The sequence below is a fragment of the uncultured Apibacter sp. genome, from assembly GCF_946479295.1.
In the GTDB taxonomy this organism is placed as follows: Bacteria; Bacteroidota; Bacteroidia; order Flavobacteriales; family Weeksellaceae; genus Apibacter.
Window position 1 is genome coordinate 196,710 of sequence record NZ_CAMLFD010000002.1, and the last position, 24,992, is coordinate 221,701.

Annotated in this window: 18 protein-coding genes; 3 read left to right on the top strand and 15 right to left on the bottom strand. The window is 32.3% G+C overall.

What is annotated here, in order from left to right; translation table 11 throughout:
- Positions 1-39 precede the first annotated feature (39 nt).
- The 3 genes from Q0T35_RS03480 to Q0T35_RS03490 all read right to left on the bottom strand — a co-directional run bounded on the left by Q0T35_RS03480 (position 40) and on the right by Q0T35_RS03490 (position 4,598).
- The gene (locus Q0T35_RS03480; protein WP_295840973.1) at positions 40-1,269 is read right to left on the bottom strand and encodes a glycerophosphodiester phosphodiesterase family protein; all 1,230 of its coding nucleotides are present in this window, start codon (positions 1,267-1,269) and stop codon (positions 40-42) included.
- Between the two features lie 338 nt (positions 1,270-1,607).
- Complete coding sequence (gene pgtP / locus Q0T35_RS03485) at positions 1,608-2,963, bottom strand: phosphoglycerate transporter protein PgtP (protein ID WP_295840975.1); 1,356 nt, start codon at positions 2,961-2,963, stop codon at positions 1,608-1,610.
- Between the two features lie 54 nt (positions 2,964-3,017).
- The gene (locus tag Q0T35_RS03490; protein WP_293917879.1) at positions 3,018-4,598 is read right to left on the bottom strand and encodes a glycerol-3-phosphate dehydrogenase/oxidase; all 1,581 of its coding nucleotides are present in this window, start codon (positions 4,596-4,598) and stop codon (positions 3,018-3,020) included.
- 289 nt (positions 4,599-4,887) lie between these two features.
- Here Q0T35_RS03490 and Q0T35_RS03495 point away from each other — a divergent pair, with 289 nt between their 5' ends.
- Entirely contained in the window at positions 4,888-5,655 is a 768-nt protein-coding gene (locus Q0T35_RS03495) for a DeoR/GlpR family DNA-binding transcription regulator (RefSeq protein WP_293917880.1), read from the top strand.
- A 62-nt stretch (positions 5,656-5,717) separates the two neighbouring features.
- Here Q0T35_RS03495 and glpC read toward each other — a convergent pair whose 3' ends face one another.
- From glpC to cycA, 5 genes are all read right to left on the bottom strand, one after another.
- Positions 5,718-6,932, bottom strand: coding sequence for an anaerobic glycerol-3-phosphate dehydrogenase subunit GlpC (gene glpC, locus Q0T35_RS03500; protein WP_293917882.1), 1,215 nt, complete (start codon positions 6,930-6,932; stop codon positions 5,718-5,720).
- Positions 6,913-8,193, bottom strand: coding sequence for a glycerol-3-phosphate dehydrogenase subunit GlpB (gene glpB / locus Q0T35_RS03505; protein WP_293917884.1), 1,281 nt, complete (start codon positions 8,191-8,193; stop codon positions 6,913-6,915). The genes glpC and glpB overlap by 20 nt, the downstream gene beginning before the upstream one ends.
- Positions 8,183-9,844 carry an anaerobic glycerol-3-phosphate dehydrogenase subunit A gene (gene glpA / locus Q0T35_RS03510; RefSeq protein ID WP_293917886.1) on the bottom strand — a complete coding sequence of 554 codons (1,662 nt, stop codon included), beginning with the start codon at positions 9,842-9,844 and terminating at the stop codon, positions 8,183-8,185. The genes glpB and glpA overlap by 11 nt, the downstream gene beginning before the upstream one ends.
- Positions 9,845-10,433: 589 nt before the next feature.
- A complete protein-coding gene (gene menB, locus Q0T35_RS03515; protein WP_295840978.1) occupies positions 10,434-11,252 on the bottom strand; it encodes a 1,4-dihydroxy-2-naphthoyl-CoA synthase in 819 nt (272 codons plus the stop codon).
- 235 nt (positions 11,253-11,487) lie between these two features.
- The gene (gene cycA, locus Q0T35_RS03520) at positions 11,488-12,879 is read right to left on the bottom strand and encodes a D-serine/D-alanine/glycine transporter (protein ID WP_293917890.1); all 1,392 of its coding nucleotides are present in this window, start codon (positions 12,877-12,879) and stop codon (positions 11,488-11,490) included.
- Between the two features lie 167 nt (positions 12,880-13,046).
- On the opposite strand from cycA, the gene Q0T35_RS03525 reads away from it, so the two are divergent.
- Both Q0T35_RS03525 and lpxB read left to right on the top strand, forming a co-directional pair.
- Positions 13,047-13,826, top strand: a complete 780-nt coding sequence (locus Q0T35_RS03525) for an alpha/beta fold hydrolase (RefSeq protein ID WP_295840980.1) — start codon at positions 13,047-13,049, stop codon at positions 13,824-13,826.
- Positions 13,827-13,885: 59 nt separating this feature from the next.
- Entirely contained in the window at positions 13,886-15,004 is a 1,119-nt protein-coding gene (lpxB, locus tag Q0T35_RS03530; RefSeq protein WP_293917893.1) for a lipid-A-disaccharide synthase, read from the top strand.
- A gap of 44 nt (positions 15,005-15,048) precedes the next feature.
- Here the strand turns inward: lpxB and Q0T35_RS03535 are convergent, their stop codons facing one another.
- The 7 genes from Q0T35_RS03535 to cas1 form a co-directional block, all read right to left on the bottom strand.
- Positions 15,049-19,311, bottom strand: a complete 4,263-nt coding sequence (locus Q0T35_RS03535) for an MBG domain-containing protein (protein WP_295840981.1) — start codon at positions 19,309-19,311, stop codon at positions 15,049-15,051.
- 544 nt (positions 19,312-19,855) lie between these two features.
- Positions 19,856-20,518 carry a tRNA (adenosine(37)-N6)-threonylcarbamoyltransferase complex dimerization subunit type 1 TsaB gene (tsaB, locus tag Q0T35_RS03540; RefSeq protein WP_293917903.1) on the bottom strand — a complete coding sequence of 221 codons (663 nt, stop codon included), beginning with the start codon at positions 20,516-20,518 and terminating at the stop codon, positions 19,856-19,858.
- On the bottom strand, positions 20,514-20,723 hold the full coding sequence (locus tag Q0T35_RS03545; RefSeq protein WP_295840982.1) for a hypothetical protein: 210 nt from the start codon (positions 20,721-20,723) through the stop codon (positions 20,514-20,516). Before Q0T35_RS03545 ends, tsaB begins: the two co-directional genes overlap by 5 nt.
- Before the next feature lie 22 nt (positions 20,724-20,745).
- On the bottom strand, positions 20,746-21,846 hold the full coding sequence (locus Q0T35_RS03550) for an LptF/LptG family permease (protein WP_293917899.1): 1,101 nt from the start codon (positions 21,844-21,846) through the stop codon (positions 20,746-20,748).
- Positions 21,843-22,973: a tRNA guanosine(34) transglycosylase Tgt gene (gene tgt, locus Q0T35_RS03555; RefSeq protein ID WP_295840983.1), complete on the bottom strand. Its 1,131-nt coding sequence runs from the start codon at positions 22,971-22,973 to the stop codon at positions 21,843-21,845. Before tgt ends, Q0T35_RS03550 begins: the two co-directional genes overlap by 4 nt.
- Positions 22,974-23,759: 786 nt before the next feature.
- Positions 23,760-24,098: a CRISPR-associated endonuclease Cas2 gene (cas2, locus tag Q0T35_RS03560; protein ID WP_295809284.1), complete on the bottom strand. Its 339-nt coding sequence runs from the start codon at positions 24,096-24,098 to the stop codon at positions 23,760-23,762.
- Positions 24,095-24,988: a type II CRISPR-associated endonuclease Cas1 gene (gene cas1, locus Q0T35_RS03565; RefSeq protein ID WP_295840985.1), complete on the bottom strand. Its 894-nt coding sequence runs from the start codon at positions 24,986-24,988 to the stop codon at positions 24,095-24,097. The genes cas2 and cas1 overlap by 4 nt, the downstream gene beginning before the upstream one ends.
- Positions 24,989-24,992 lie beyond the last annotated feature (4 nt).

Sequence of the window (24,992 nt, forward strand, 5' to 3'; positions counted from 1 at the left end):
TGTATATGTATTGGAAAAGCCATAATTTTATTAAATTTTTTAATAGCCTAAATCTGTTAAAACAGTTTTAGCATTTTGATAAGCCGGTCCTTCATTTCTAAGTTGTTTTTCGTGATAGAAACGAATAGTTAGATCTGACTGATTGGTAAACATTCCATCACAAGAAGAAAAATATTTACCCATTTGTTCTTCGTTATCAAATGAATACGGATGTATTTTCATGCCTGATTCATGTATTAATTTAGCTTGCCAAGGTTCTAATAATTCTGGCCAATTATCCGGAGGAGTTCCTCCTGCGATTGATGGACCAACGAATTGTGCTAAATTATCGACTCCGAAATTTATATGTTTAATATAAGTGGCTTCTTGGTCGTCATGTATATCGTCAGGTCCTTTTCCTTTCCAGAAAAGTAAAGCGGTTGGAATATTTCCTTTAAATATATCTTTTAAAATTAATAAGCTGTTATGTGAAAATGTTTGTAATACAACTTTTCCATTTGTGTTCCCCACATTAACTTTTCCATTTTTAAAATGATCGGATTCAGTAGCCGGTTTGTTAATAATATTCCAGCCTAAGCGATCTAGTTCTTTAACTAATGCTTTTTCAATTCCCGGATTTAAACTTGGTTCTTTCGTTTCAATATAAATACCGGGTCTGTTTCCATTATCTGCCGGATCATCTTCATATTCGAAAGTATATCCTGTATTCGTTTTTTTCCATATTCTTTCTCCGTTAGCATCTCTTTTTAAACGTTTCCCTTGAGCAAACATAATTACGTCTTCTAAAGTACTGATGTATTGCTTTTGTGTTGAAAAGCTAGTTCTTGCTCTATCCGGAGAGGTGTTTTTATCATGATTAAACCAAGTACCGGCATCCAATTTTAATAATTCTTCATAAGTAAAAGTTGAAGCGGGATCTTCAGCTCTGTCAGGATAGATTTTATTGATGTTAGACGTTCTGGTAAGAAGATTGTCGTGAACTACTAAAATAACACTATCCTTTGTAATTTGAAGATCTGCTTCCAGGTAGTCGGCGCCTATATTTCTTGCCCATCGATAAGCAGCTTCTGTAGATTCAGGAGCCCAATAAGACGTTCCTCTATGTGCTATTACAGCATTTTCAGGAACGTAATCCCTTACGTGCTGCATTTCAGAAGATAAGAGATGAACTTTTTCTTGTTGATTTGTTGATACATTATTATCATCACTACTGCATGATGATGCTATTACACTTACACACGCTAACATAGCCAGCATATTTTTTCTCATTTTGTAGGGGAATTTAGTTTGTATATTATTTAGTTTGAAAACTATTCATGTGAATTTTTATCTATTTTTTTAACTAAGAAGTTTTGATTGTGATAGATTTTATGGTTAAATTCTGATTACAGCATTAAAAAATAGGGAAATTTAGTTTTTAAATCATCCAATTTTTTTCTTTCATTCTTCACATTTATTTTATATTACTGCTCTCATTAAATCATAGCTTTTCTAAACTATGATTTGCTCTAAAAACAAATCTTATTACTTTTAAAATTATATCCATAAAAATTTAATCACAATCAAAACTTAGTAAAAACAGAAAAAGAATTTTTTTATATCGTAATTTATTTTTTATCTAATTCTTGCTCTTTTTTATAAGTAAAGGCCATAAAGATAATGGACAAAATGCCACTACCAATTAACAATTGAAAGCTAGCAGACCAACCAAGAGATTCAACCACTTTACCCATCACTATATTAGCAAGTAATGAAGTTCCTATGAAGTAACCGAAAAATCCTGTAAGTCCTGCAGCAGTTCCTGCAGCATTTTTAGGAGCTAAATCCAACGCCTGAACTCCAATTAACATTACCGGGCCATAGATAAAAAATCCGATTGCAGTTAATGCGATTAAATCAACAACTTTGCTGCTCGGATTTTGCCAATAAACGACAATAGATAAGATAACAAGAATCATAAAAATGATTGTTGTCATTGCTCTTTTTCCATTGAAAATCTTATCGCTCACCCAGCCACATAATAAGGTTCCCGGTATAGCGGCCAATTCATAATAAGAATAAGCATTACTAATATCACTTTGAGAATATCCTTTAACTTCGGATAGATAGGTAGGAGCCCAGTCTTGTACTCCGTATCGAATAAAATAAACAAATGCATTAGCAAAAGCCACAAACCAAAGCATCTTATTATTAAAAACATATTTAAAAAATATTTCTTTAGTCGATAATACTTTTTCAGAATCTTTAGAATAATTAGGAGGGAAATCATTCTTATATTCTTCTATGCTAGGTAATCCACAGGCTTGAGGATTATCACGAATAAGTATATAAGATATTATGGCAATTAATATGGCTATTCCTGCAGGAAACCAAAACATTCCCACTTTCCAACTTAAAACATTTACGCTAAGAGAACCTGCGAAAAGTATCCCCCATTTGGTAACTTGACCTAACAACCCCCCCCCAACATTGTGAGCGAGATTCCATACTGCCATTTTTGTACCTCTTTCTTTCACTGAGAACCAATGAGTCATTACTCTTCCACATGGAGGCCATCCCATACCGCCGAACCAACCAATTAAAAATTGGAATACGGCCATTACAGCAATGTTGTACATCCCTATAGATGTCCCTGCAATTATAGTACATACTGAAGCTAATATTAGTCCTAAAGGAAGGAATTTTCTTGCGTTGCTTCTATCCGAAATACCTCCCATAATAAATTTAGATAAACCGTAAGCGGTAGCATTAAAAGAAAAAGCTATCCCTAAATCATATTTACTAAATCCCATTTCTATTAGGTAAGGCATTGCCAATGAAAAGTTTTTTCTAACAAGATAATAGGCTGCGTAGCCTATAAATATTCCTATAAAAACCTGAAGTCTCAAATGCGTATACGAACCTTTTACCTCTGATTCCGGCTTACGTTCAGTAGGCTGAGGTGGTGTAAAAAAATTTGCCATTTTTTTTTATTTTGTAGAGTTAATTATTTTTTGCGACAATATATGAATTTTAACTTACTTTTGGTAATTTACTAATAAATATCCTTTAGCTAACTCTTGGAACTCTTTAGTCTCATTAGCTATCCAGTTCTCATCATACCCTAATTCTTTAGCAATAATTTTTGCTACAGATTCTGCTGAATCTATAGCTGCGCGTGCATCAACAAATAATAATCGGACTCTCCTAGCTAAGATATCTTCAACTTTTTGTGCCATCTCTTCTCTTACTGCCCATACAATTTCTGCTTTTGTATATTCATGGTTAGGATGAATTTTTTGAGCTAATTCAGGATTTTCCTGTTGTAATTTTTTAATTGCAGGTATGTCGGAACCGTAAACATATAGATGATTGGTTCTATCAACTTGATCGGCTGGTATATTTCCGTGTATAGAAAGATTTTCTGTTTTACAAGGCTTACGATCGATTTTTCCAGTATCAATAGCTTTATCAATAAAATCTTCAGCCATTTGACGGAAAGTGGTCCATTTTCCACCGATAATGCTTAATAGACCGGTTTCTGAAACAAGAATTTTATGATTTCTGGATACTTCTTTAGTGCTTCCTCCTTCTTTGTCAGGAGCTGCTAAAGGCCTTTGTCCTGCAAAAATTGATAAAACATCTTTTCGAGTAGGTTTTTTTACAAGGTATTGAGAAGCAGTACTAAGAACAAATTCGATTTCTTGCTCTAATGCTCTAGGCTCTAAACTAGGATGATCTACCAAAACATCAGTTGTACCGACTACAAGTCTATTATGCCATGGAACTGCAAATAATACTCTTCCATCGCTAGTTTTAGGGATCATTAATGCATTATCTCCTGGTAAGAATGATTTATCTAATACTAAGTGAATCCCTTGGCTAGGAACAACTGTTTTTTTGTGATTTGGGTCATTCATATTGAGGATATCATTAGTAAACACTCCGGTGGCATTTAATACAACCTTACCTTTTACTTCGTATTCGCTTCCACTAATTTCGTCTTTAACTTTAACACCGACAATCTGATTCTTATTATCTTTTATTAGGCCGGTTACCTTCATGTAATTAAATATTGCACCGCCGTTTTCTACAGCTGTTTGAGCAAGATTTACGGCCATACGTGAATCATCAAACTGTCCATCATAGTAAATTACTCCCCCATGTAATCCGTTAGGCTCAACGGTTGGTAACATTTCTAAAGCTTTGCTTTTACTGATATGTTCTGATTTTCCTAAGCTCAGCTTTTTGGATAACATATCATATATTTTTAATCCAATTGTATAAAAAGGTCCATCGATCCATTTATAATTTGGTATAACAAAAACTTGTTTTTTTGCTAAGTGACTTGCATTTCTTTCTAATAGCCCTCTTTCTCTAAGAGCTTCTTTAACTAAGGCAATGTCTCCTTGCGCTAAATAGCGAACCCCACCATGAAGTAATTTAGTAGAGCGGCTCGATGTTGCTTTTGCGAAATCATGAGCTTCAAATAAAACTGTCTTATATCCCCTTGTAGCAGCATCTACCGCAGCACCTAAGCCACTAGATCCTCCTCCAATTATAATTATGTCCCATTCAGAATTATTATTTAGTTTTGATAATTGATCACCTCGTTTCATTTTGTTTTTTTTTAATTATTTTTTGCTTCTTTTCTGTTGTCAGTAAAATTACAAAAAAAACAATACGAAACACTATGAAATTTTTTAATATAATGTATTTATCATTTAGCTCATATAAAAAACGGTTAAAAATTTGACAAAATAACCTAATTAAATATTAATTAATAGGATAAAAACAAAACGATTCGTTAGTTTTTTTTTGTTAATGTTTATTTTGTTTACATATTGATAAAATTCAATAAGAATTTAGATTTTATTCTTAACTTTAAGCTTTTAAAAATATTTGATCATGATCAAGCTTAATAGAAGACAGCAGCTTATTATAGATGAGTTAGATGAGCATAATTTTACTAAGGTTAATGAGCTTTGCGAAAAATTAAATGTTTCAGCAGTTACTATCCGAAAGGATCTTCAATATTTAGAAAATACAGGTCTTTTATATAGAACTCATGGGGGAGCTAGTAAACAACCTTTATATGCTTTCGAAAAAAATATTAACGAAAAAGAATTTGTGCAGGTGTTACAAAAACAAAAAATAGCGAAAGCTGCACTTAAATTTGTTAACGATCAAGATTTTATTATTTTAGCTTCCGGAACTACAGTTTATTATTTAGCAAAAATTATTTCTGGATATGAAAAATTAACGGTCATCACCTCTTCTTTAAGCGTATCTATAGAATTAGGAAAAGATTCTTTTATTGATGTGATACAATTGGGTGGAAACTTGAGAAAAAGTTCCGTTTCCGTTATCGGTTCTTTAGCAGAATCTGAATTAAAAAAATTTTCATGTAATAAATTATTTTTAGGGATTGATGGCATAGACCTTGATTTTGGTTTGTCAACCTCTAACTCTACAGAAGCTCATTTAAATAAAGTAATGATTGAGCAATCGGAAAAAGTCATTGTTTTGGCTGATTCTACAAAAATAAATAAAAGAGGATTTGGACAGATATGTTCATTAGATAAGGTTGATGTTTTAATTACAGATAATGATATTTCTGAAAAAGATTTAAGCACTTTAGAGGATTGTGGAATAGAAGTTATAGTAGCCAAATAAATATTGTTTATAAAAAAACCCTTATGATTTTTTCATAAGGGTTTTTTACTGAAAATATAATATCAATCCTCTAATGCATGGGCAATTATACTAAGGGGATGTTCACATGGTTTAGTGGTAAACATTTCAATTTGCCACTTACAAGTTTCACAATCGGTGGCAACGATATCAAAGCCTCCGGTTTCAATTTGTTTGAATAACGGATCACCAATTTTTTTAGAAACTTCATGATTCTCCTTTTTAAATCCAAATGTTCCGGCAATTCCGCAACAATTTGATTCCAAAACGGTCACTTCTACATTTGGAATAAGCTTTAGCAATTCCACAGAATAATAGGTCCAACCTAATTTGGCCATGTGGCAAGGAGTATGATAAGCTATCTTTAAAGGTTTATTTTTAAATTTTAATTTTGCGTCAGTTGTACTTAATAGACGATATATATAACGGGTTGCTAATTCTACCTGATCTTTTACCGCGCTGTTATCTACTCCTAATAGGTGAGGATGTTCATCGCGTATAGTAAAAGTACAAGACGATGAAGTAGTAATTACCGGTAATTTTTTGTCAATAACAGATTTACGAATTTCTGACTCATCTAATTTTGCATTCTTTTTAGCTTTTTCTATAAAACCATTAGAGATTAAGGCAATACCGCAACATCTTTCTTTTTCGAGAAGTTGAATTCCAATATTTAATGAATTAAGAACCTTAATCATATCTTTTCCTAGCTGAGGATTATTGTAGTTTACATAACAGCCATGAAAATAAGATACTTGGGTAGGATATTTTTTTTGTTCATTAGCTACTTTTTTATACCAGCTTTTAAAAGTACCGAATGAATATTTGGGAAGACTTCTTCTTTTGTCAATTTTGAGAATAGGTTCAATTAAACTTTTAACAGGTTTGGCCGAAGTCATTGCATTGACTATAGGAGCAAAAGGAGTGGCTAATGTTCCCATAAAGTCTGTGTGGGCAAGTATAACATCTCTTAAAATCGGTTTTTTCTTACTGTATTTAATTCGAGCCATTTGGATAATATCACCAATCTTCACATTGGAAGGACAAGCAACTTCACATCTTTTGCAATTTATACAGTACTTTAAAGATTCATCATAGAAATCAGGATCTTTTAATCGTAATCTTTCTCCATCCGGACCGGAATGTTTTGGACCCGGATAATCAGGATTTACTTTGGATACTGGACAATATACCGTACAAATAGTACATTTAATGCATTGTTCGAAATTATTTTCACTTTTATTGAGCAATAGATTCATAGGTTTTTTCTTTGATTAAAATTTGTTCAGCTACGTATAATGCGGATAAAAAGGATACACCGGCGCCACACCCTTCTTTTAATGGATTAAAGCCACTAAGAATTGCTCCAGCTACAAATAAATTATCTATAGGCATATCGTCTTTTATTCCATGGAAATTTTGATCTGTTTTAACTCCGAATTGCTGATAATTTTGCTTTTCAAATAAATTGGTGTGATACCATTCTGCTCTATCAGTTAAATAGTCTGTATCTAAGTTAAATATAGGTTCGTACACTTGTTTACTGTCAGCTAATAATCCCTGACTAAAAAAGCTACCGGAAGAAAGTATGAAATTTTTAGCGGAAATCGGAATATTTCCGTGATTCAGCGTATACACGTTAGTTACGTGATGTGCTTCTATATCAGCGTGTGTAACGTTATCACCTAACATAAAAACTCCTCCCAATTTTGTAAAATAGTCTTTTAAATATAACTGGGTACTGACCCCTACTAAAGAAGGAGGGAAGGTAGGAATCAAATAAACGGGCTTACCTACCTTATTAATTAGCTTAGGTAAGATTTCCGGATTTTTGAATCCTATACAATCCGGGAAGATAATTACATCGCAAGCCTGACTTTTTTCAATTAATATTTTGGCGAGAATATCCAGATTGTCTTCTTTGTCAAAAACTAAAGATAAATTGGTTGATCTGAATTCGCTCGGATTTTTTCTTATCGTATTTAATTCGGGTAAGTTAAAATATTGTAGGGAAATTTCAATACCCATTTTTTCGAAAGCTTCGGAAATAAATTCCGGATTAAAATCTAAAAATCCTTCAATGTTTATTATAGCTGCCTTTTTCCATGAAAATTTTCCATCCTCAATAAAAGCAAAATTGGGCATAGTTAACCAAGTTGGTTTTATTATACCCATGGGAGTAATTCTATAATGATTTTTATTGGACGCCCCTTGGGTCTCTATTCCAATGCCTGAAAGAAAATTTTTTGCTTCTTGGGCTAATTCAGCAAATTTAGATTTTCCAATCTTTGTATAAGGATGATTCGGAGCTTGTAGGGAAAGTTCCGATATAGAATCTTCAGGGTTACTTACCGATTTTCCGTCAGGTAAATAGTTTAACAAATCGAATGATCCCGAAAAGAAATGTAAAGCACTTTGCCCGGAAGAAATAATAGCACATTTCTGTCCATTCTGCATTAATCGGATACCACTAACTAAACCGGTTAAACCTCCTCCTACTATTACTGTATCAAATTTCATTTTTTGCGTTTTTAATTTGTTCTTGAGTCTTATTTAATCCGCATACTCCTTCATAAACCCAACTGGTAAATTCACTTTCTCTTAAGGTGTCTCCCCAAGCAATAGGGCGTATGCCTTTCCATCTTTCATTAAGAAATATAGTTAAATCTTCTTTGGATTTATCCGAGCTTAGAACTTGGTAGTGATTCATTAGCCCAGCTGCTCTACAGGCACAAAGTTCACCTTGACAGGTTCCCATACCTACACGAGTTCTTCTTCGAAGATCAATAAGGTTGGTAACATGCAATTCATTAATAGCATATTCTACTTCACCTAAAGAGACTTCTTCACATTCGCAAACTAAACTGTTTTCCGTAACCTTGTTCTCTTTTAAATTTTCTGCCATATCTCCTAATCTGTAAATTGCAGATTTACGTATGGTAGAAGGTACGGAAATCATTTTTTGATTTATTTCTTCTGTACTTTGCTGAGATCCCGGAAGATTTGCTTCCGCAGTAGTACAAGGAGTGGTATTATTTAATTTTTTACAAACTAAGTCAGTAGCCCATTCAGCCATTAGCCTATAGGTCATTAATTTTCCTCCGGTAATTGTAATAAATCCTTCCAAGCCGTCTCTTGTTGCGTGGTCTAATAAGACGATTCCTCTACTTACATTACGTCCGGATGGATCATCATCAGAAGCTACTAGTGGTCTTACCCCGGCATATCCTCGTAAAATTCTGGTTTGTAGAAGGGTAGGAGATAATTTTCCTCCTTCTCTGATCAGAATGTCTACTTCTTCAGGAGTAACATACATATTATCTATTTCTTCATAAGGAACATGTGTAGAGGTAGTACCTATTAGGCAAATGGTATCTCCCGGAACAAGAATATCTGAATCTGCCGGTTTACGACAACGGTTTAATACCATATTATTTACTCTGTGGCCAAAAATAAGGAGAGATCCTTTGGCTGGGAACATTTTAATTTTCAAATCTGCATATTCTGCAATTTTCTGACCCCAAATTCCTCCGGCATTAACAATAACGGAAGCATATAAATTTTTTTCTTCTTTAGCTATATGATCATAGACTCTAACTCCGATAACCCTATTCTGTTCTTTTATCAAACCTAAAACTTCATGGTAAGTTTCAATTTTTGCACCATGTTGTTTGGCATCCATAATATTAGAAAGGGTCAGGCGAAATGGGTCAACAGTTCCATCTGGAACGATAACAGCTCCAATGATTGAAGGATTTGCAGAAGGTTCTAAGAGTAAAGCTTCTTTGGGATCGATTGCCTTAGCATCTATTCCGGCTGTATGGCAAGCTTCAATGAATTTAGATTGATAAGCGATATCATCTTCCGGAAGGGTTAAAAAAAGTCCGTCAGTTTTCTCAACGCAGTGACTGGCAATACGCTTTAGGATCATGTTTTCCTTAATACATTCTTCAGCAGATTCTCTGTCGGTAACAGCATATCTACTGCCGCTATGTAATAATCCGTGATTTCTTCCCGTAGCACCCGTCGCTATATCGTAACGCTCAAGCATAAGCGTACGCAATCCCCTCCTTGCACAATCTCGGGCAGTTCCGGAACCGGTCGCACCTCCTCCGATAACAATTACATCCCAAGAGCTAGTTTTACTAGAATTAGATAATTCTGTTTTCACAATTGTTTGGTTTTATTTTAGTAACAAAATTACGAAAGAAAACGAAACAACGAGTGCTTACTTTTCTGATATAAATCATTTTTTTTAAATATGTCCTTACTCGTTTTTACTTATTAGTATATGAATTGTATGTTTGATAAATTATTAGTTGTTTGATTATAAAAATTCTATTTTTTTTTAAATTATTTACTATTTATTATGATAAATAATTTTAGTTAAAATTTCGTTAAATATAAATATTTGCTTCTTATTTTTATCTCAAAATAAAGGAAATAAAACGTAATTAATGGTAACAATTTAGTAGCCTAATTCTTATTTTTTTATAAAAAAATGAGGTTTTAATTTATATAAAATCGTGTATTTTTCTGTAAATTTTAGTGAGGGTGAATTGAAATATAGAGAAGTATTTGGATAGGAAATGTAGTTAAGAAAACTAAAGTAATAAGCAGTTTTATGAGGTTAAAGGATAATTAAGCTATAATAGTCCTTTTCTAATAGGTGATAAAAACATAAAAAATTATACCCCTTATGTAAGGTAATAAGAATAAGAAAAAAGTTCCTTTTTTAAAAGGAACTTTCTTAATTATGATTAAGGAAATTTTGGAAATTTTTTAAAATCAGGCTTACGTTTTTCTAAGAAAGCCTTTTTACCTTCTTGGGCTTCATCCATTAGATAATACATTAAGGTGGCATCTCCGGCTAATTGCATTAAACCGTGTTGACCGTCTAATTCCGCATTTAGACATCGTTTTATCATGCGTAGAGCCATAGGGCTTCTTTGTTGCATGATTTCACACCATTCCACTGTGGCGTTTTCCAGTTGTTCGAGCGGAACAACCTTGTTTACCATGCCCATTTCCATTGCTTCTTGAGCAGTATATTGCTGACAAAGGAACCATATTTCCCTTGCTTTTTTTTGACCGACACTTCTGGCGAGATATGAAGATCCGAATCCGCCGTCAAAGCTTCCTACTTTCGGACCGGTTTGTCCAAATTTTGCATTTTCAGAAGCTACGGTTAAGTCACAAACCACATGGAGTACATGGCCCCCTCCTATAGCATATCCGTTAACCATGGCAATTACCGGTTTGGGGATCTCCCGTATTTTCTTATGAAGTTCAAGTACATTTAATCTAGGTACACCGTCTTCTCCCACATATCCACCAACACCTTTTACATTTTGATCACCTCCGCTACAAAAGGCTTTGTCTCCTGCCCCTGTTAAAATAATTACATCTATTTCCGAATGCTCTCGGCAATATTCCATTGCTTCAATCATTTGAAAATTTGTTTCTGGTCGAAAAGCATTATATACTTCGGGACGATTTATGGTAATTTTTGCAATCCCATTCCAGTATTCAAATAATATGTCAGAGTATTCTTTTATCGTTTGCCAATTTCTAGCCATATATTATATTTATTTTCATTGAAATTTTTCAAATTTAGGTATTTTAAGAATATAATGAAAGTAAGAACCTCAAGGATAGAAAGGTATTTACAATCTATCGCTATTATGGATAATTTATGCTTTTTTAAATAAGGAAATAGTTGTAAAATATTTTCCTTGTAACAGTTTATATTAAAGTTGTTATATAAAAATAAAAATATATTTTAAGTGGCATAACAGCTTAATGTAAAATTAATTAAAAATTAGCTTGCCATTGTTTTTTTATTCTTTGAGGTATTATAAAATAACAAATACCAAGCAATACAAACCATAAAGGAGTAAAGATAAGAGCTTGTCTTGTATCATCTTTAAACCAAAAAGCAATAATAAGAAATACAAAAAACACTAAAGAAATATAAACGGAAAAGAGGCCTCCAGGAACTTTATAATTGGATTTATGATGAAGCTCAGGTTTTCTTTTTCGAAATGAAATATAAGAAATAAGTATCATAGACCAAATAAAAATAAATAATACAGTAGCTACAGTGGTAACTAAAGTGAAGGCATACATTATATTTTCGTTACCGAAATAAAGCATTAATACCGAAGGAAGTAGACAGATACAAGAAAAAGTTAAGCCATAGGAAGGAACTGAAGCTTTTGAAAGCTTTCTAAAATAAATGGGTGCTTTTTTACTTATGGAAAGTCCGTATAACATTCTGCTTGTAGAGAATATTCCGCTATTCGCGGAAGATGCTGCCGAAGTAAGTACCACAAAGTAGGTGATGCTAAATGCTGCTGTGATTCCCGCAAATGAAAATAATACAATAAAAGGACTTTTTTCCGGATCTATAGTTCGCCAAGGCATTACAGACATAATTACAGCTAAAGAGAGAACATAGAATAAAATTACTCTAATAGGAATAGCATTAATGGCTTTAGGCAAGGTTTTTTCGGGATCTTTAGTTTCAGCGGCCGTCGTTCCAACCAATTCCACTCCTACAAATGCAAAGGCAGCTATTTGAAATCCGGCAACAAAACCTGTGAATCCGGTAGGGAAAAATCCTCCATCATTCCATATATTGGATAAGGAGGTAGTTACGCCGGTGGGGGATTTAAATTTGCTACAAATGAATATGATGCCTATTACGATCAGGGTAATTATTGCTAGAATTTTAATTATGGCAAACCAAAATTCTGCTTCACCGAAAAGTTTTACAGTTAATAGATTTAAGGATAAAAATAATAGGATACATACTAATGCCGGAACCCAAGGTGCGATCATATTCGGAAAAAGATATTCAACATAACCGGAAATCGCTATTAAATCTGCACTACCAGTAACAATCCAACAAAACCAATACGTCCATCCCATAAAAAAACCCGCCATAGGACCTAAGAGATCTGTAGTAAAATCTACGAATGATTTATAATTTAAGTTTGAAAGTAATAATTCGCCCATGGCTCTCATGACAAAAAACAAGACAAAGCCTATGATGGCATAAACCAGGAGAATAGAAGGTCCGGCTAAGCTTATGGTTTTTCCGGATCCCATAAATAATCCCGTTCCTATAGCTCCTCCTATAGCAATGAGTTGAATGTGCCTATTTGTTAAACTTCTTTTTAACTGATTGTTGGAATTATTCATGTATTTAATTTTTACTATATTAATAATGTATGGGATTAGAGATAAAATATAGTATAAAATTAAACATTTTTATAAAGTATCATATATAAATTTTAATCAATTTGTAACACAATTTAATAAATTACTATATTTAAGAATATCCATATTTTTGTAAAAAAGATATTAACATGGAAAATCATATCTTAAATTCAAAGATATTTTATAATTCAGGAAAAACCCCTTTATTTATTTTTCACGGATTATTTGGAATGTTAGATAATTGGGGAACTTTAGGTAGGAAATTTTCAGAAACAAACGAAGTTCATCTTATTGATTTAAGAAATCATGGAAGAAGCTTTCATTCCGATGAAATGAGCTATACTACTATGTCTGATGATATTGTGAATTATATGAAGCATTATTCATTAGAAAAAGCGATTTTATTAGGACACTCTTTGGGCGGAAAGGCAGTTATGGAATGTGCTATTAAACATCCTGATTTAGTTGAAAAATTAATCGTTGTTGATATGGCACCTAAGGCTTATCCACCGCACCATCAATTAATCTTTGAAGCATTGCAAAGCGTTGATTTTTCGAAGATACATGAAAAAAAAGAAGTAGAAAATATCTTATCACAATATATTAAAGAGGCCGGAATAATTCAGTTTCTAATGAAAAATGTATACAAAACTGAGGATAACCGTTATAATTTTCGTTTTAATTTAAAGACCTTATCGGAGAAATATAATCAGGTAATTAATAATACTATTTCTTATGGAAAATATGAAGGTCCCACATTGTTTATTGCCGGAGAAAAATCAAATTATATTTTAAAAGAAGATGAATTTAACATACGTCAACAGTTTCCTAATGAAAAAACAGTTGTAATTCCTAATGCCGGACATTGGGTACAAGTAGATAATCCGACTGCTTTCTATGAGACTGTGGAAACTTTTATAAAGTCTTAAATTTTTTTAAAGGATAAGCTAAAAGATTTGAGTGTTTTTCAATGAAATATTTTTAAGATATGAAATACTATATAATTGCGGGAGAAGCATCAGGAGATTTGCATGGATCAAACCTTATGAAAGAAATTAAAAAAGTAGATCAATTCGCTGAATTTCGATTTTGGGGAGGAGACTTAATGCAAGCCCAAGGAGGTGTAATGGTTAAGCATTACAGAGATTTGTCCTTTATGGGTTTTCTTGAGGTTGTAGCAAATTTAGGAACCATATTAGGGAATATTAAGCTTTGTAAAAAAGACATTTCTCAGTATCACCCGGATTGTGTTATCTTTATAGATTATCCCGGATTTAATTTACGTATTTGTAAAAGTGTAAAAAAATTAGGAATAAAAACGTTTTACTATATCTCACCTCAATTATGGGCTTGGAAATCGGGGAGGGTCAAAATCATTAAAAAATATATTGACCGCATGTTTGTCATCCTTCCTTTTGAAAAAGATTTTTACGCAAAGTACAATTATCAGGTTGATTTTGTAGGGCATCCTTTATTAGATGCTTTAAACTCATTGCCAGATCTTGATCAAAATAAATTTAGAAAAGAACACGGTCTTTCAGATAAGCCTATCATAGCCCTATTACCCGGTAGTAGAAAACAAGAGATAAAAAAAATGTTATCTCAGATGTTATCTGTAGAAAAAGATTTTTTACCCTATGAATTTGTAATTGCTGGAGCCCCTTCTATTGATGTTGAATTTTATAAGCAATTTTTAAATTCTCATGTTAAGATTGTTTCCAATCAAACATATAATTTACTAAGGATTTCTCAAGCTGCATTAGTAACCTCTGGAACTGCTACGTTAGAAACAGCTTTATTAAATGTGCCTGAAGTAGTATGCTACAAAGGAAGTAGAATATCTTACGAAATAGCTAAAAGATTGATAAAGCATATACAGTATATTTCTTTAGTTAATTTAATTATGGATCGTAAAGTGGTAACCGAACTGATTCAAGACGATTTAAATTATAATAATTTGAAGAGTGAATTAAATAAAATATTGGACCCTACAAATGTTGAAAATATAAAAGGAAATTATTTAGAGCTTAGACATAAATTAGGAGACTCGGGAGCGTCTCTTCGAACAGCAAAGTTCATTGTAGGAGATGTAAAGAAGGATTCCTAATTTAATTAAGGAATCCTTCTTTATATGTTAGTTATATTATCCGATTACTCTTTGATAAACCGGAACATTTTATTCTTATATTTCAGAATATAAATACCAGAATGGTGACCACTTAAATCGATTTTTTTTACCGTATCTCCTGGTAAAACTTTTGTTTCAACAACTAATTTACCCATAAAATTGTAGATTGTTAAATTTTCTTTCTTAATTGTTGGTTTTGAAAAAATCAGTTCTAATATGTTTGAAACAGGATTTGAGGCTATTCTGATTTCTTCACTTACAGCCTCAGAGGCATTGGCACCTAAAGAAAGATTTTTTATAATCAATTTTACTGCCTTAAAGGCTGATAAATAGTTAGGACTTTCCTCGGCCGAAATAATAATATTATATGAGCCACCGGTCGCATATCCTTTCTGAGGGCTAAATTTTAAGATGCTTTCTTTATGATTAAGTGTTGCTTCAACGTTTTTTATTGTACCATCATATGTATATATTTGTTCTTCATTAGTATAAATAAATGCTTCTGCTTTTTTAATGAAAAGATTGTTGGAAAGTGTCAGCGTGTTATAGTTATTATTTATTATGGAAGCCGTAACTCGATATATACCGGAATTAATAGGCTCTTCACTACTTTTTGCGTAAATGGTAGGGCTAACTCCTTCATACTCATATTTTATTTTAGTTTCATTAGGAAGTTTATCGGTAATAAAGACAGAGATACCTTGTTTTTTACTATTATAAGTAGTTATTTTTTCATTCAGCTTAATCCCCATAAAATCTGCTTTACTAATAGTTAAATTACTACGTAACGATAGAGTATTATAGTTTGGATTGGTAAGTGTAGCTGTAACAAGATATGTTCCTGCGTTTACCGGTTTATTTTTCTGTTTAGGATACAAGGTTGAATTAATTCCTTCGTATTCATAAACTATCTCAGTTGCTTTAGGAATGATACCATCAACAACAATTTCTTTTTCTGACCCATCATAATTAATAGTTTTATTAGGCAAGCTTATCCCGGAATAATTTGCTTTTTCAATAACCAATATAATATCTTTTTCTTCAGGAAGATAATTTGGAGTTTCTGCTGATTTTACTTTGATGATATATCTTCCCGCATTTACATATCCTTGTTGGGGAATATAGGAAATAGTAGAATTGTTATGATTAAGTGCAGCATTTATTTTTTTTTCTGTTCCATCATATGAATACGTAACTACTTCATCTGAAATAATTTTCGTAATACCTTTTTTAATAGTTAATGTTGCCGTTAAAATTATCTCACAATCCTTTGAAATAGAGTTGTCTTTTAAAATTGCAGTTACTAAGTATTTTCCTACTTCAGTAGGAGGATGAATATTTTCGTCAAAGGATGTGTTTTCTATTCCCTTGTATCTAGTCTCATGAGTTAAGTAATCGGGCAGATCATTAATGCTAATATCCTTTGGATTTCCATCATAAGTTGTTTCCAGATCATTTATTACTATATGTTTTAAACGGGCACAAGAAGCCTCATTTTGATATTCATAAGCTCCTATATCTATAATGTCTTTAACTATCCGGGGATAATTATTTAAATCTTTATTGATACTACGTACATAATCATTATTGCCTTTATTAATGACAGGGCTGTTAACATTCAAGGTATAATCATCTTCAAATAATGGATCGGTTTTACCCATTATATTATGGTTATTTGTGTCTTCATTATACTGTACTAGACTGTAGTTAAAACTAGGATATCCTTGATTATTATTATTAATAGTATTCGGTTTATTTCCCCAGATAATGCTATTGTTAACAACCGGTTTTGCATAGTTGCAATAAAGGCCGCTTCCCTTATTATTAGAAACTTCATTATCGGAAATGGTAATGTTAGTAAATTCAGATCCATCCGATCCTTCAATATAAATCCCTCCACCTTCGCCTGCTTTATTTTTAGTTATTAGGGAGTTGATTAAAAGAAGTCGTGAATCTTTATTGAAAATTCCCCCTCCTTTGCCGATTACATTTTTATATCTGGAATTTATAATGCTATTTTCTGAAATAATCACATTGGTTAATGTAGGGTGATCTGATTCTTTGTTATATATGCCGGCACCTAATGCATTTGTATTGATAGTTTCTATTTTATTATTAATTATGGAAACATCTTGTAAAATAGGAGATGATTTATAGGAATATATACCACAACCACCTATGGCTCTATCATCTGACAATATATTGTCTTTAATAATTATATTGCTTATAGAAGAATTCGATCCCTCCAGTAACAATCCAGCCCCGGCATCTACAGCTTCATTTTCGGTTATGATTAAATTTTTTAGCTTAGGAGAAGAATTGATAATATAAATACCTGCTCCATATCCCGTATAAACCCAACTATTATTTACCTCAATATGATAAGGTATTTGATGGGATTTTTTTTTATATGCATTACTACGAAGATTTGCTTTGCCTCCTTTAATGGTAAAGCCGTCAAGTGTTGCATTTCCGACATCTCCGGAGGAAATGACCACATGGTATACATTATCTCCGAAAAGGGTAGAGGCATTATTTTTCCAATCTCTTTGTAGCAGTGAAGTTTCCATACCTGAGAAACCACCATAAATTTCAACATTTTTTGGTAGTAAAAAAGAACGATCATTTATTTGATTCGTACCATTTCCCGGTATATACAGAGGAGAATAAGTTCCTTTTGAAACCCAAATTTTTTTAATAGTTGCGATTTCACCAATATTTTGTTCTCCGGCTATCTTTAAAACATCTGCCAATTCTCCATATGCCTTATCCCAAGAACTGCCGTCTCCCTTGCCACCTTTTTTTACATATACAATGTCTCTGTTAGGATAAAAACCAGGCATATAAATGGAACTTCTATTAGCTTCAAGCGTATATCCGAAAGCAACACTAAAATTATATAAAGGATAAGGCTTCCCGTATAAAAAGTCGCCATCTTTATCTCTAGGCTCAATGTCGGGTCTCAAAGTCATTTCATTTCGTTCTCTAGGATAAATATAGTTTCCATCCTTTTTAGTATCTAAATCAACATAAGTAAAAAAAGCTTGATAATCATCACTATCTCTAAGGTTTCCGGCTTTAACTATAAATTTGCCATTATGATATATATTCTGTTGGCCATAAATAACTTCTACATTTCCGGTAATGTCATTAGCACAAGTAATTATAACAGTATTTTCATTTTGATCAATTTTTACTTCGGAAATATTTTCCAAAGCACCATTATTCTTTAATTTAAAACCATAATTGGGAAGTGCCTTTACCAAATTCGTATCAAATACAAGAGGCGGGTGGGGAACATGAAAAACGACACCAACGGATTTGGAGGATATACGATAGATTTGCTTGGGTTGTAAGGGTTTGAACTCTTCACCTAAAACTTGAGTTTTATAATAGACTTTTGCCATTATTTCGCCGTACCATCTATATCCATTAGCATCCAGATGGATTCCTCTATGAGGCAAATGATAGGTAGGGCCTGCACTAATAATATCTACGTAGGTATTAGAAAGCTCCAATTGAGCAAGTCCTATATTTACATTATCGTCACTTCGAGAAGAACCCACTTGATAGGTAATTAATACCGGTTTTTTTCTTTGGCCGTAAGCATTCATGATATCTTTCTGCATATCATTTTTTAAATTAACAAACAGTCTTTTATATTCGTTTTTATCGAGTGTAGCACCTCTGGTTCTGTCATCATGAAGATTGATATAATTGAATTCTCCATGCATCAAGAAAATTGCAGGAGCTTCAATTTTGTAACCGTTGTTACGGGCAATGGAGGCAGCAGATTCTACGGACTTTAAAAAATATTCTTTATAGTAATTCGTTTTAAAAAGGCCCGGTTTGGATAAAGCTTCAATGCTTTTTCCATTTACTCCATCGGAAGAGGCAACATATTGAACTCCAACTTGCGACTGTTTTAATTGCAGGTGGTTGGTTAATCCTATCAACGGATCTTCGGCAGAAGTCATCGAGGATTTGCTTTTAGGATAATTTTGGTATATACGAGCAATAGATGCTTTAAGAGGGATGAACTCCGTGGAATTGGTATTCCCAAAATTAATCCATACCTGATCACCTATCATATAATTTCCTGCAATATTTTCAGTAGATAAAGCCGGATAAGATTGAGCCCCGGTAGCTAAACTTTGACCATATGTAATTAGATGATGGTAAGTCCTGTCGTCGAATTTTTTAGAGGATTCTGTAGTTTCATGAAAGTAAACTGATCCAATGGCTAGAGTATGAATTAAAATAAGAGCAGAGTAAAAACTTTTCATATATTACCAATTAAACTAAGAATTTATATAACAAAATAAATTATCAAATTGCAGAAATGAGAAATTAATTTTATAAATTATAAAAAAATCATAAAATTAATTTTATGAGCAAATATCATAAGGTAATTTAAGATGCTAAATAAATTAACATACACATAAATTAACTTTTAATATACAAAAACGTAAAAATACAAATATTTTTATATTAACATAAATATAATTATGGATAATAATAGAAAATTTTACTTGTAAATTTATTGTTAGATCTTCTTATAATAAATATAAACCATTATTACAGATTAATTAAAGCAAACTATTTATTATAATGATTTCAAAAAAAAATATTTATTCAAATTTTTATCGAAAATAAGAAAAAGAGTGTTTTTTGTAAACATTTTGTTTATCGATATAAACATTCTAAATTAAAATTAGTACACTCTTTCAATTTATAGTATAAATCAAAAATAAAACAGATATTAAATTTAAGAATTCAATAGTATAAAATCAAAAGGTGATATTTTTGGATACTAAAATAGTAGGAAAATTATTTCCAATCTTTCAAATAAAAAGGATCAAAATAAGCCACATCTTCAAAGATGCCTTCTTGAAATTTTTTATAAGAAAGATTAACCATGTTTTTAGACTGAGGATAAGCATGTATAAACGAGGCATTCTCTAAATCGAAAGAAATTTCTTTCAAAAAAATTTCGGTTTTTTCAACAGCATCTCCTACAAAAAGAATTTTTTTATTATTCAGATCTTCAAAAGATTTCTCATGTAAAACATGAGCATGAGTTTCAACAAGAGGCTTCCCTTTCTTATCAAAGACTGAAGTATAAACTTCCATTCTTCGAGCATCCATTACAGGAATAATAAAATCATATTCAGCATTAAAGTAAGGAGAAGCTAGAATGTATAAAGAATTTACAGAAATAAGCGGGATGTCATTTCCAAAACAAAACCCCTTGGCTGCGGCAAGACCTATTCGTAAGCCTGTATATGATCCTGGACCTTTTCCTACTGCTACCGCATGAATATCCGAAAGAGTAAGTTCTGCCCCCTCAAGAGCCCATTCTATAAATAAATGAAGATTTTCACTATGTTTAAAATCTTGAGATACTTCTTCACAATAGGAATTTATCTCACCTTCGGTACCAATAGTTACCGAGCAGTTTTTAGAAGAGGTTTCAAGATGTAGAATATTAATTGCCATTATTATTATTTCTTTTCATGATGAAATTTACAATTATTTGGATGATGATAGCCACCATTCCAAAGCAAAAATAAATTAAAGCAAAAAATTCGTTTTGAGAGGGGTCGCCATCCGTGCAGGTATACAAAAAAATCGACCGTATTATAAAATAGAGCCCGATTATAAATGCTACTAAATTTGCAAGCTTTTTTTTCTTCATAGTCGTATTTGTATGTTATTTTTTAGGCATATGCCCGTTTTATATATAGAACTAAAGTTATAATTCCAAAAATAAAATTAGGTAACCATACGGCAAACCAAGAAGGCAAAATTCCTTTGGAAGAAAATATTTGTAAAGCCTGAAAAGAGAATATATATAAAAAAGCGCACGAAATGCCAATAGCTAAATTAATACCTAATCCCCCTCTTTTTTTTGTTGAAGAGAGAGATAATGCGAGAAAAGTTAAAATGATTACCGCTACCGATGAACTTGTCCTTTGATGAAGCTCATTGAGGTATATGTTTACATTATTTGCGCCTCTCATTTTCTCTTTTTTTATAAATTTATTCAGTTCAGGAGTATTCATAGTTTCAGCGACAAAAGCTTCAGGGAGTAACTCATCCGGAGTAAAATTAAAATGTTTTTTTAAAGTAGCGCCATTTTTTAAAGACAATACTTTCCCTTTCGGAGATATTTCCTTTTCGTAATAATTACTTAAAACATAAGTGGTATCTTCTTCCGACCAGTATATCTCGGTAGAACGTAATTCATGGAGTAATACTCTGTTTTCATCAAATTTTTGATATAAAAATCCGGTGCCTCTTTTCATTTGCCTATTATAGCTGTTCACAAAAATATACTCCGAAGGAGATATTTGCGCAGATATATTTTGATTTGCTAGGTAGGCATCTTTTTTGTTTCCGGTAAGAATTTTCACGCTAAATTCATTTTTCTTGATATTTGCCCAGGGAAGTAGGAAATGATTGGTCATAAATGAACCGAAAGCGATTAATATTCCCACAATAAGATAGGGCCTTGAAAATCTGAAAAAACTTGCTCCTGAACTCGTAATGGCAACAATTTCCGTATTATTAGCCATTCGTGAAGTGAAATAAATAACAGAGATGAAAACCAGTATAGACGCAAAAACGTTTACGGCCCAGATAACATAAAACGGATAGTATAGTTTTAAAGTATCCAATACGGAAAAACCGTTTTCGCTAAATTCCTGATAATGGCTTTGTATATCAATAATTATAAATACGGCAATTAATAGAATCAACATGAAAAACAAGGTTCCTAAAAAATTTCGAATAATATACCGATCTAAAATTGTAATCATAATCTATTTCTTAACTGCGGAATTACAGATTTTTTCCAACTAGTAAAGTCGCCCTCTAATATGTGTTTTCTAGCTGTTTTAACTAAGTCCAGATAAAAAGCAAGATTATGAACCGAAGCAATTTGCTTTCCTAAAAATTCATTAGCAGAAAATAAATGCCTTAGGTAGGCTCTGGAATATTCGTGATCAACATAAGCAGTACCTTTAGGGTCTAATTCGGAAAAATCATCTACCCATTTTTTATTTTTTATATTGATTACTCCGTCCCAAGTAAATAGCATTCCGTTTCGAGCATTTCGAGTAGGCATAACGCAATCCATCATATCTATACCTAAAGAAATAGATTCGATAATATTCCACGGCGTACCCACACCCATTAAATAACGAGGTTTTTCAACAGGTAAAATATCGGTTACCAGGTCGGTTATGCGATACATTTCCTCTTCCGGCTCACCTACACTTAGCCCACCTATAGCATTTCCATCTGCATTTACAGAAGAGATAAATTCTGCAGATAACTTTCGCAGATCATCAAATGTGCTGCCCTGCACGATAGGAAACAGATGCTGTTTATAATTATAAAATTCAGGATTTTCTTCACACCATTTTACACATCGTGTCAGCCATTTGTGAGTGATCTCCAACGAATTCTTAGCATAAGCATAATCGCAAGGATAAGGGGTACATTCATCAAAAGCCATAAATATATCACCACCGATGAATCGTTGGATTTCCATAGATTTTTCAGGTGTAAAAAAATGATAGGAACCATCAATATGAGATTTAAATTTTACTCCTTCCTCTTGGATTTTTCGGGTTTGGGAAAGAGAAAAAACCTGATAGCCCCCGCTATCGGTAAGAATGGGGCGGTCCCAATTGATAAATTTATGTAATCCGCCGGCTTTATATAAAATATCAGTACCTGGCCTAAGATATAAATGATAAGTATTGCCCAAGATAATTTGAGCCTTAATATCATCTTTCAATTCCCGTTGATGTACTGATTTTACAGAACCTACCGTCCCAACCGGCATAAATATTGGAGTTTCAATAATTCCATGATCGGTTTGCAATATGCCGGCTCTTGCTTTAGAATTTTTATCTTTTTCGGTACTACTAAAAAACATAAATGCAAATATATAAACAGATTTAAAAATTCTTCTAAAAAAGGTTGATTTTTAACATTTACATTTAAGTGGTTAATTGTAAGTGAATTGGGTTTAATGGGGTTGAGGTTGATAAAGGTAAAGTAAGCGAGATGTCTTATTATTATATAAAAAACTTATTTTTTTATATATTTGAGTTCTTATAGTTATTTTTATCTTTTGTGTGTGAATAAAAATAATTTTAGGTATATAATTAGTATACGTTTTTTCTATAATGGGCGATTTTAATTTGATTACTAGTATGTATACTTAGTATTGTGAATTGCTTTCGAATTTTAATAGTTGGAATGATAAATTACAGCTTATTAATAAGTTAAATCATCTACTGTAATGTTGTGAATTGCTTTCAAATTATTAGTAGTTGAAGTGATACATCACAGCTTATTAGGTGCTGCTTCATAAACGTCAATTATTGTGAATTGCTTTCAAATTTTAGTATTTTTGTGATACATCACAGCTCATTTGTGGTGGTGTTACGATCATTGGGGGTTGTGAATTGCTTTCAAATTTTAGTATTTTTGTGATACATCACAGCGGCTCTTGATTATTTTTAGTAAACATTCCAGTTGTGAATTGCTTTCAAATTTTAGTATTTTTGTGATACATCACAGCAAAGAAATCTTCATTGGTTCAGGCTCTACAGTTGTGAATTGCTTTCAAATTTTAGTATTTTTGTGATACATCACAGCCTCAACATTTAACCCGTTGACAATCAATGGGTTTTTTGCTTTTTTAGAAATTTAAAAATTAGAATAATTCCAGTTGTTGGTGGGGAGATGGAGGCATTTCTTTATTTCTAGCAAAAAATATCTCAATAGAAGCAAATTGTTTATCAGTTATGCACATAATAGCAACCTTACCAGCTTTAGGAAGAATAGATTTAATTCTTAGTATGTATACCTCAGCATTTTCACGACTAGGGCATTGTCTAATATACATGGAAAATTGAAATAAAGAAAATCCGTTATCTAAAAGTCGTTTTCTAAAAAGATTGGACTCTCGTATATTTACTTTAGTTTCGGTCGGTAAATCATATAAAACTAAAATCCACATGACTCTATAAGCATTATACCGTTCGGATATCATACTAATTTAGGATAGCATATCAAACGTTTTTCACCCGTAAAGCATTTATAAAGTGAGCTCGTTGTTATTTTCGCAGCAATAAGTAAAGGCCTTATTTTTTCATCAATTTTTAAATCAATAGTGGCAATATTTAGCATATGTGCTTTGAACTCTTTGGTTAATTCATCTCCTTCCGGATATTTTTCTAACCATTTAATTACCAGTATGTCTACAAAAGGGCGATATGGTTCCATTATATCATCGGCCAAACAGTAGGGGTTGTATTTATTCTTATGAAAAATTCCCAAAACGGGGAGCAAACCGGTTTCAACAAGTGAACGAGCAATAATACTTCGTAAAACGGCGTATCCAAAGTTAAAAAAAGGATTAGGAAAATTGCCCATACGTTTTCTAATAAAATCGGGTTCCATAAGATATTTCCAATAATGTTGGGCTGCAATACCTTCTCTATTAGTTACATCTCCACTTTTAACACTTTCAAGATATTCTTGCATGGGTTCATAGTAATTGCCAAATTTTTTCAGAACATCTTTTTGATTTATTATTTTATATTCTACCGTCTGCTTCCATAATTGGTTTTTAAGTTTCTCGCTAACTTTTAATTGATTTTTAACTCGTTCAGAATGTTCTGTATGTCCATACATAGGAAGCATAATGCCGTGAGGAAGATGATGAGCATCGCAACTAATTACAACCACATTATTTCCCATCATTTTTTGTATTAATTGATGGGAAATGGTAATTTGAAAATGATCCAGCATTAATAAGCCTAAATCTTCAACCGGGATTTTTCCCTTTACTTCACCGGTTGAAGGGGCTATTATATAAACTTGTTCGTCTTTCAGTTTGAGGTAAGACGGGGTTCCTACGTATATAGATCGGGTGATCATATCT

What these genes read in the sequence shown, in the direction of transcription:
- Q0T35_RS03480 (WP_295840973.1), bottom strand. Translation starts at nt 1,269, where the DNA reads ATGAGAAAAAATATGCTGGCTATGTTAGCGTGTGTAAGTGTAATAGCA.
- pgtP (WP_295840975.1), bottom strand. Translation starts at nt 2,963, where the DNA reads ATGGCAAATTTTTTTACACCACCTCAGCCTACTGAACGTAAGCCGGAA.
- Q0T35_RS03490 (WP_293917879.1), bottom strand. Translation starts at nt 4,598, where the DNA reads ATGAAACGAGGTGATCAATTATCAAAACTAAATAATAATTCTGAATGG.
- Q0T35_RS03495 (WP_293917880.1), top strand. Translation starts at nt 4,888, where the DNA reads ATGATCAAGCTTAATAGAAGACAGCAGCTTATTATAGATGAGTTAGAT.
- glpC (WP_293917882.1), bottom strand. Translation starts at nt 6,932, where the DNA reads ATGAATCTATTGCTCAATAAAAGTGAAAATAATTTCGAACAATGCATT.
- glpB (WP_293917884.1), bottom strand. Translation starts at nt 8,193, where the DNA reads ATGAAATTTGATACAGTAATAGTAGGAGGAGGTTTAACCGGTTTAGTT.
- menB (WP_295840978.1), bottom strand. Translation starts at nt 11,252, where the DNA reads ATGGCTAGAAATTGGCAAACGATAAAAGAATACTCTGACATATTATTT.
- cycA (WP_293917890.1), bottom strand. Translation starts at nt 12,879, where the DNA reads ATGAATAATTCCAACAATCAGTTAAAAAGAAGTTTAACAAATAGGCAC.
- Q0T35_RS03525 (WP_295840980.1), top strand. Translation starts at nt 13,047, where the DNA reads ATGGAAAATCATATCTTAAATTCAAAGATATTTTATAATTCAGGAAAA.
- lpxB (WP_293917893.1), top strand. Translation starts at nt 13,886, where the DNA reads ATGAAATACTATATAATTGCGGGAGAAGCATCAGGAGATTTGCATGGA.
- Q0T35_RS03535 (WP_295840981.1), bottom strand. Translation starts at nt 19,311, where the DNA reads ATGAAAAGTTTTTACTCTGCTCTTATTTTAATTCATACTCTAGCCATT.
- Q0T35_RS03545 (WP_295840982.1), bottom strand. Translation starts at nt 20,723, where the DNA reads ATGAAGAAAAAAAAGCTTGCAAATTTAGTAGCATTTATAATCGGGCTC.
- Q0T35_RS03550 (WP_293917899.1), bottom strand. Translation starts at nt 21,846, where the DNA reads ATGATTACAATTTTAGATCGGTATATTATTCGAAATTTTTTAGGAACC.
- tgt (WP_295840983.1), bottom strand. Translation starts at nt 22,973, where the DNA reads ATGTTTTTTAGTAGTACCGAAAAAGATAAAAATTCTAAAGCAAGAGCC.
- cas2 (WP_295809284.1), bottom strand. Translation starts at nt 24,098, where the DNA reads ATGATATCCGAACGGTATAATGCTTATAGAGTCATGTGGATTTTAGTT.
- cas1 (WP_295840985.1), bottom strand. Translation starts at nt 24,988, where the DNA reads ATGATCACCCGATCTATATACGTAGGAACCCCGTCTTACCTCAAACTG.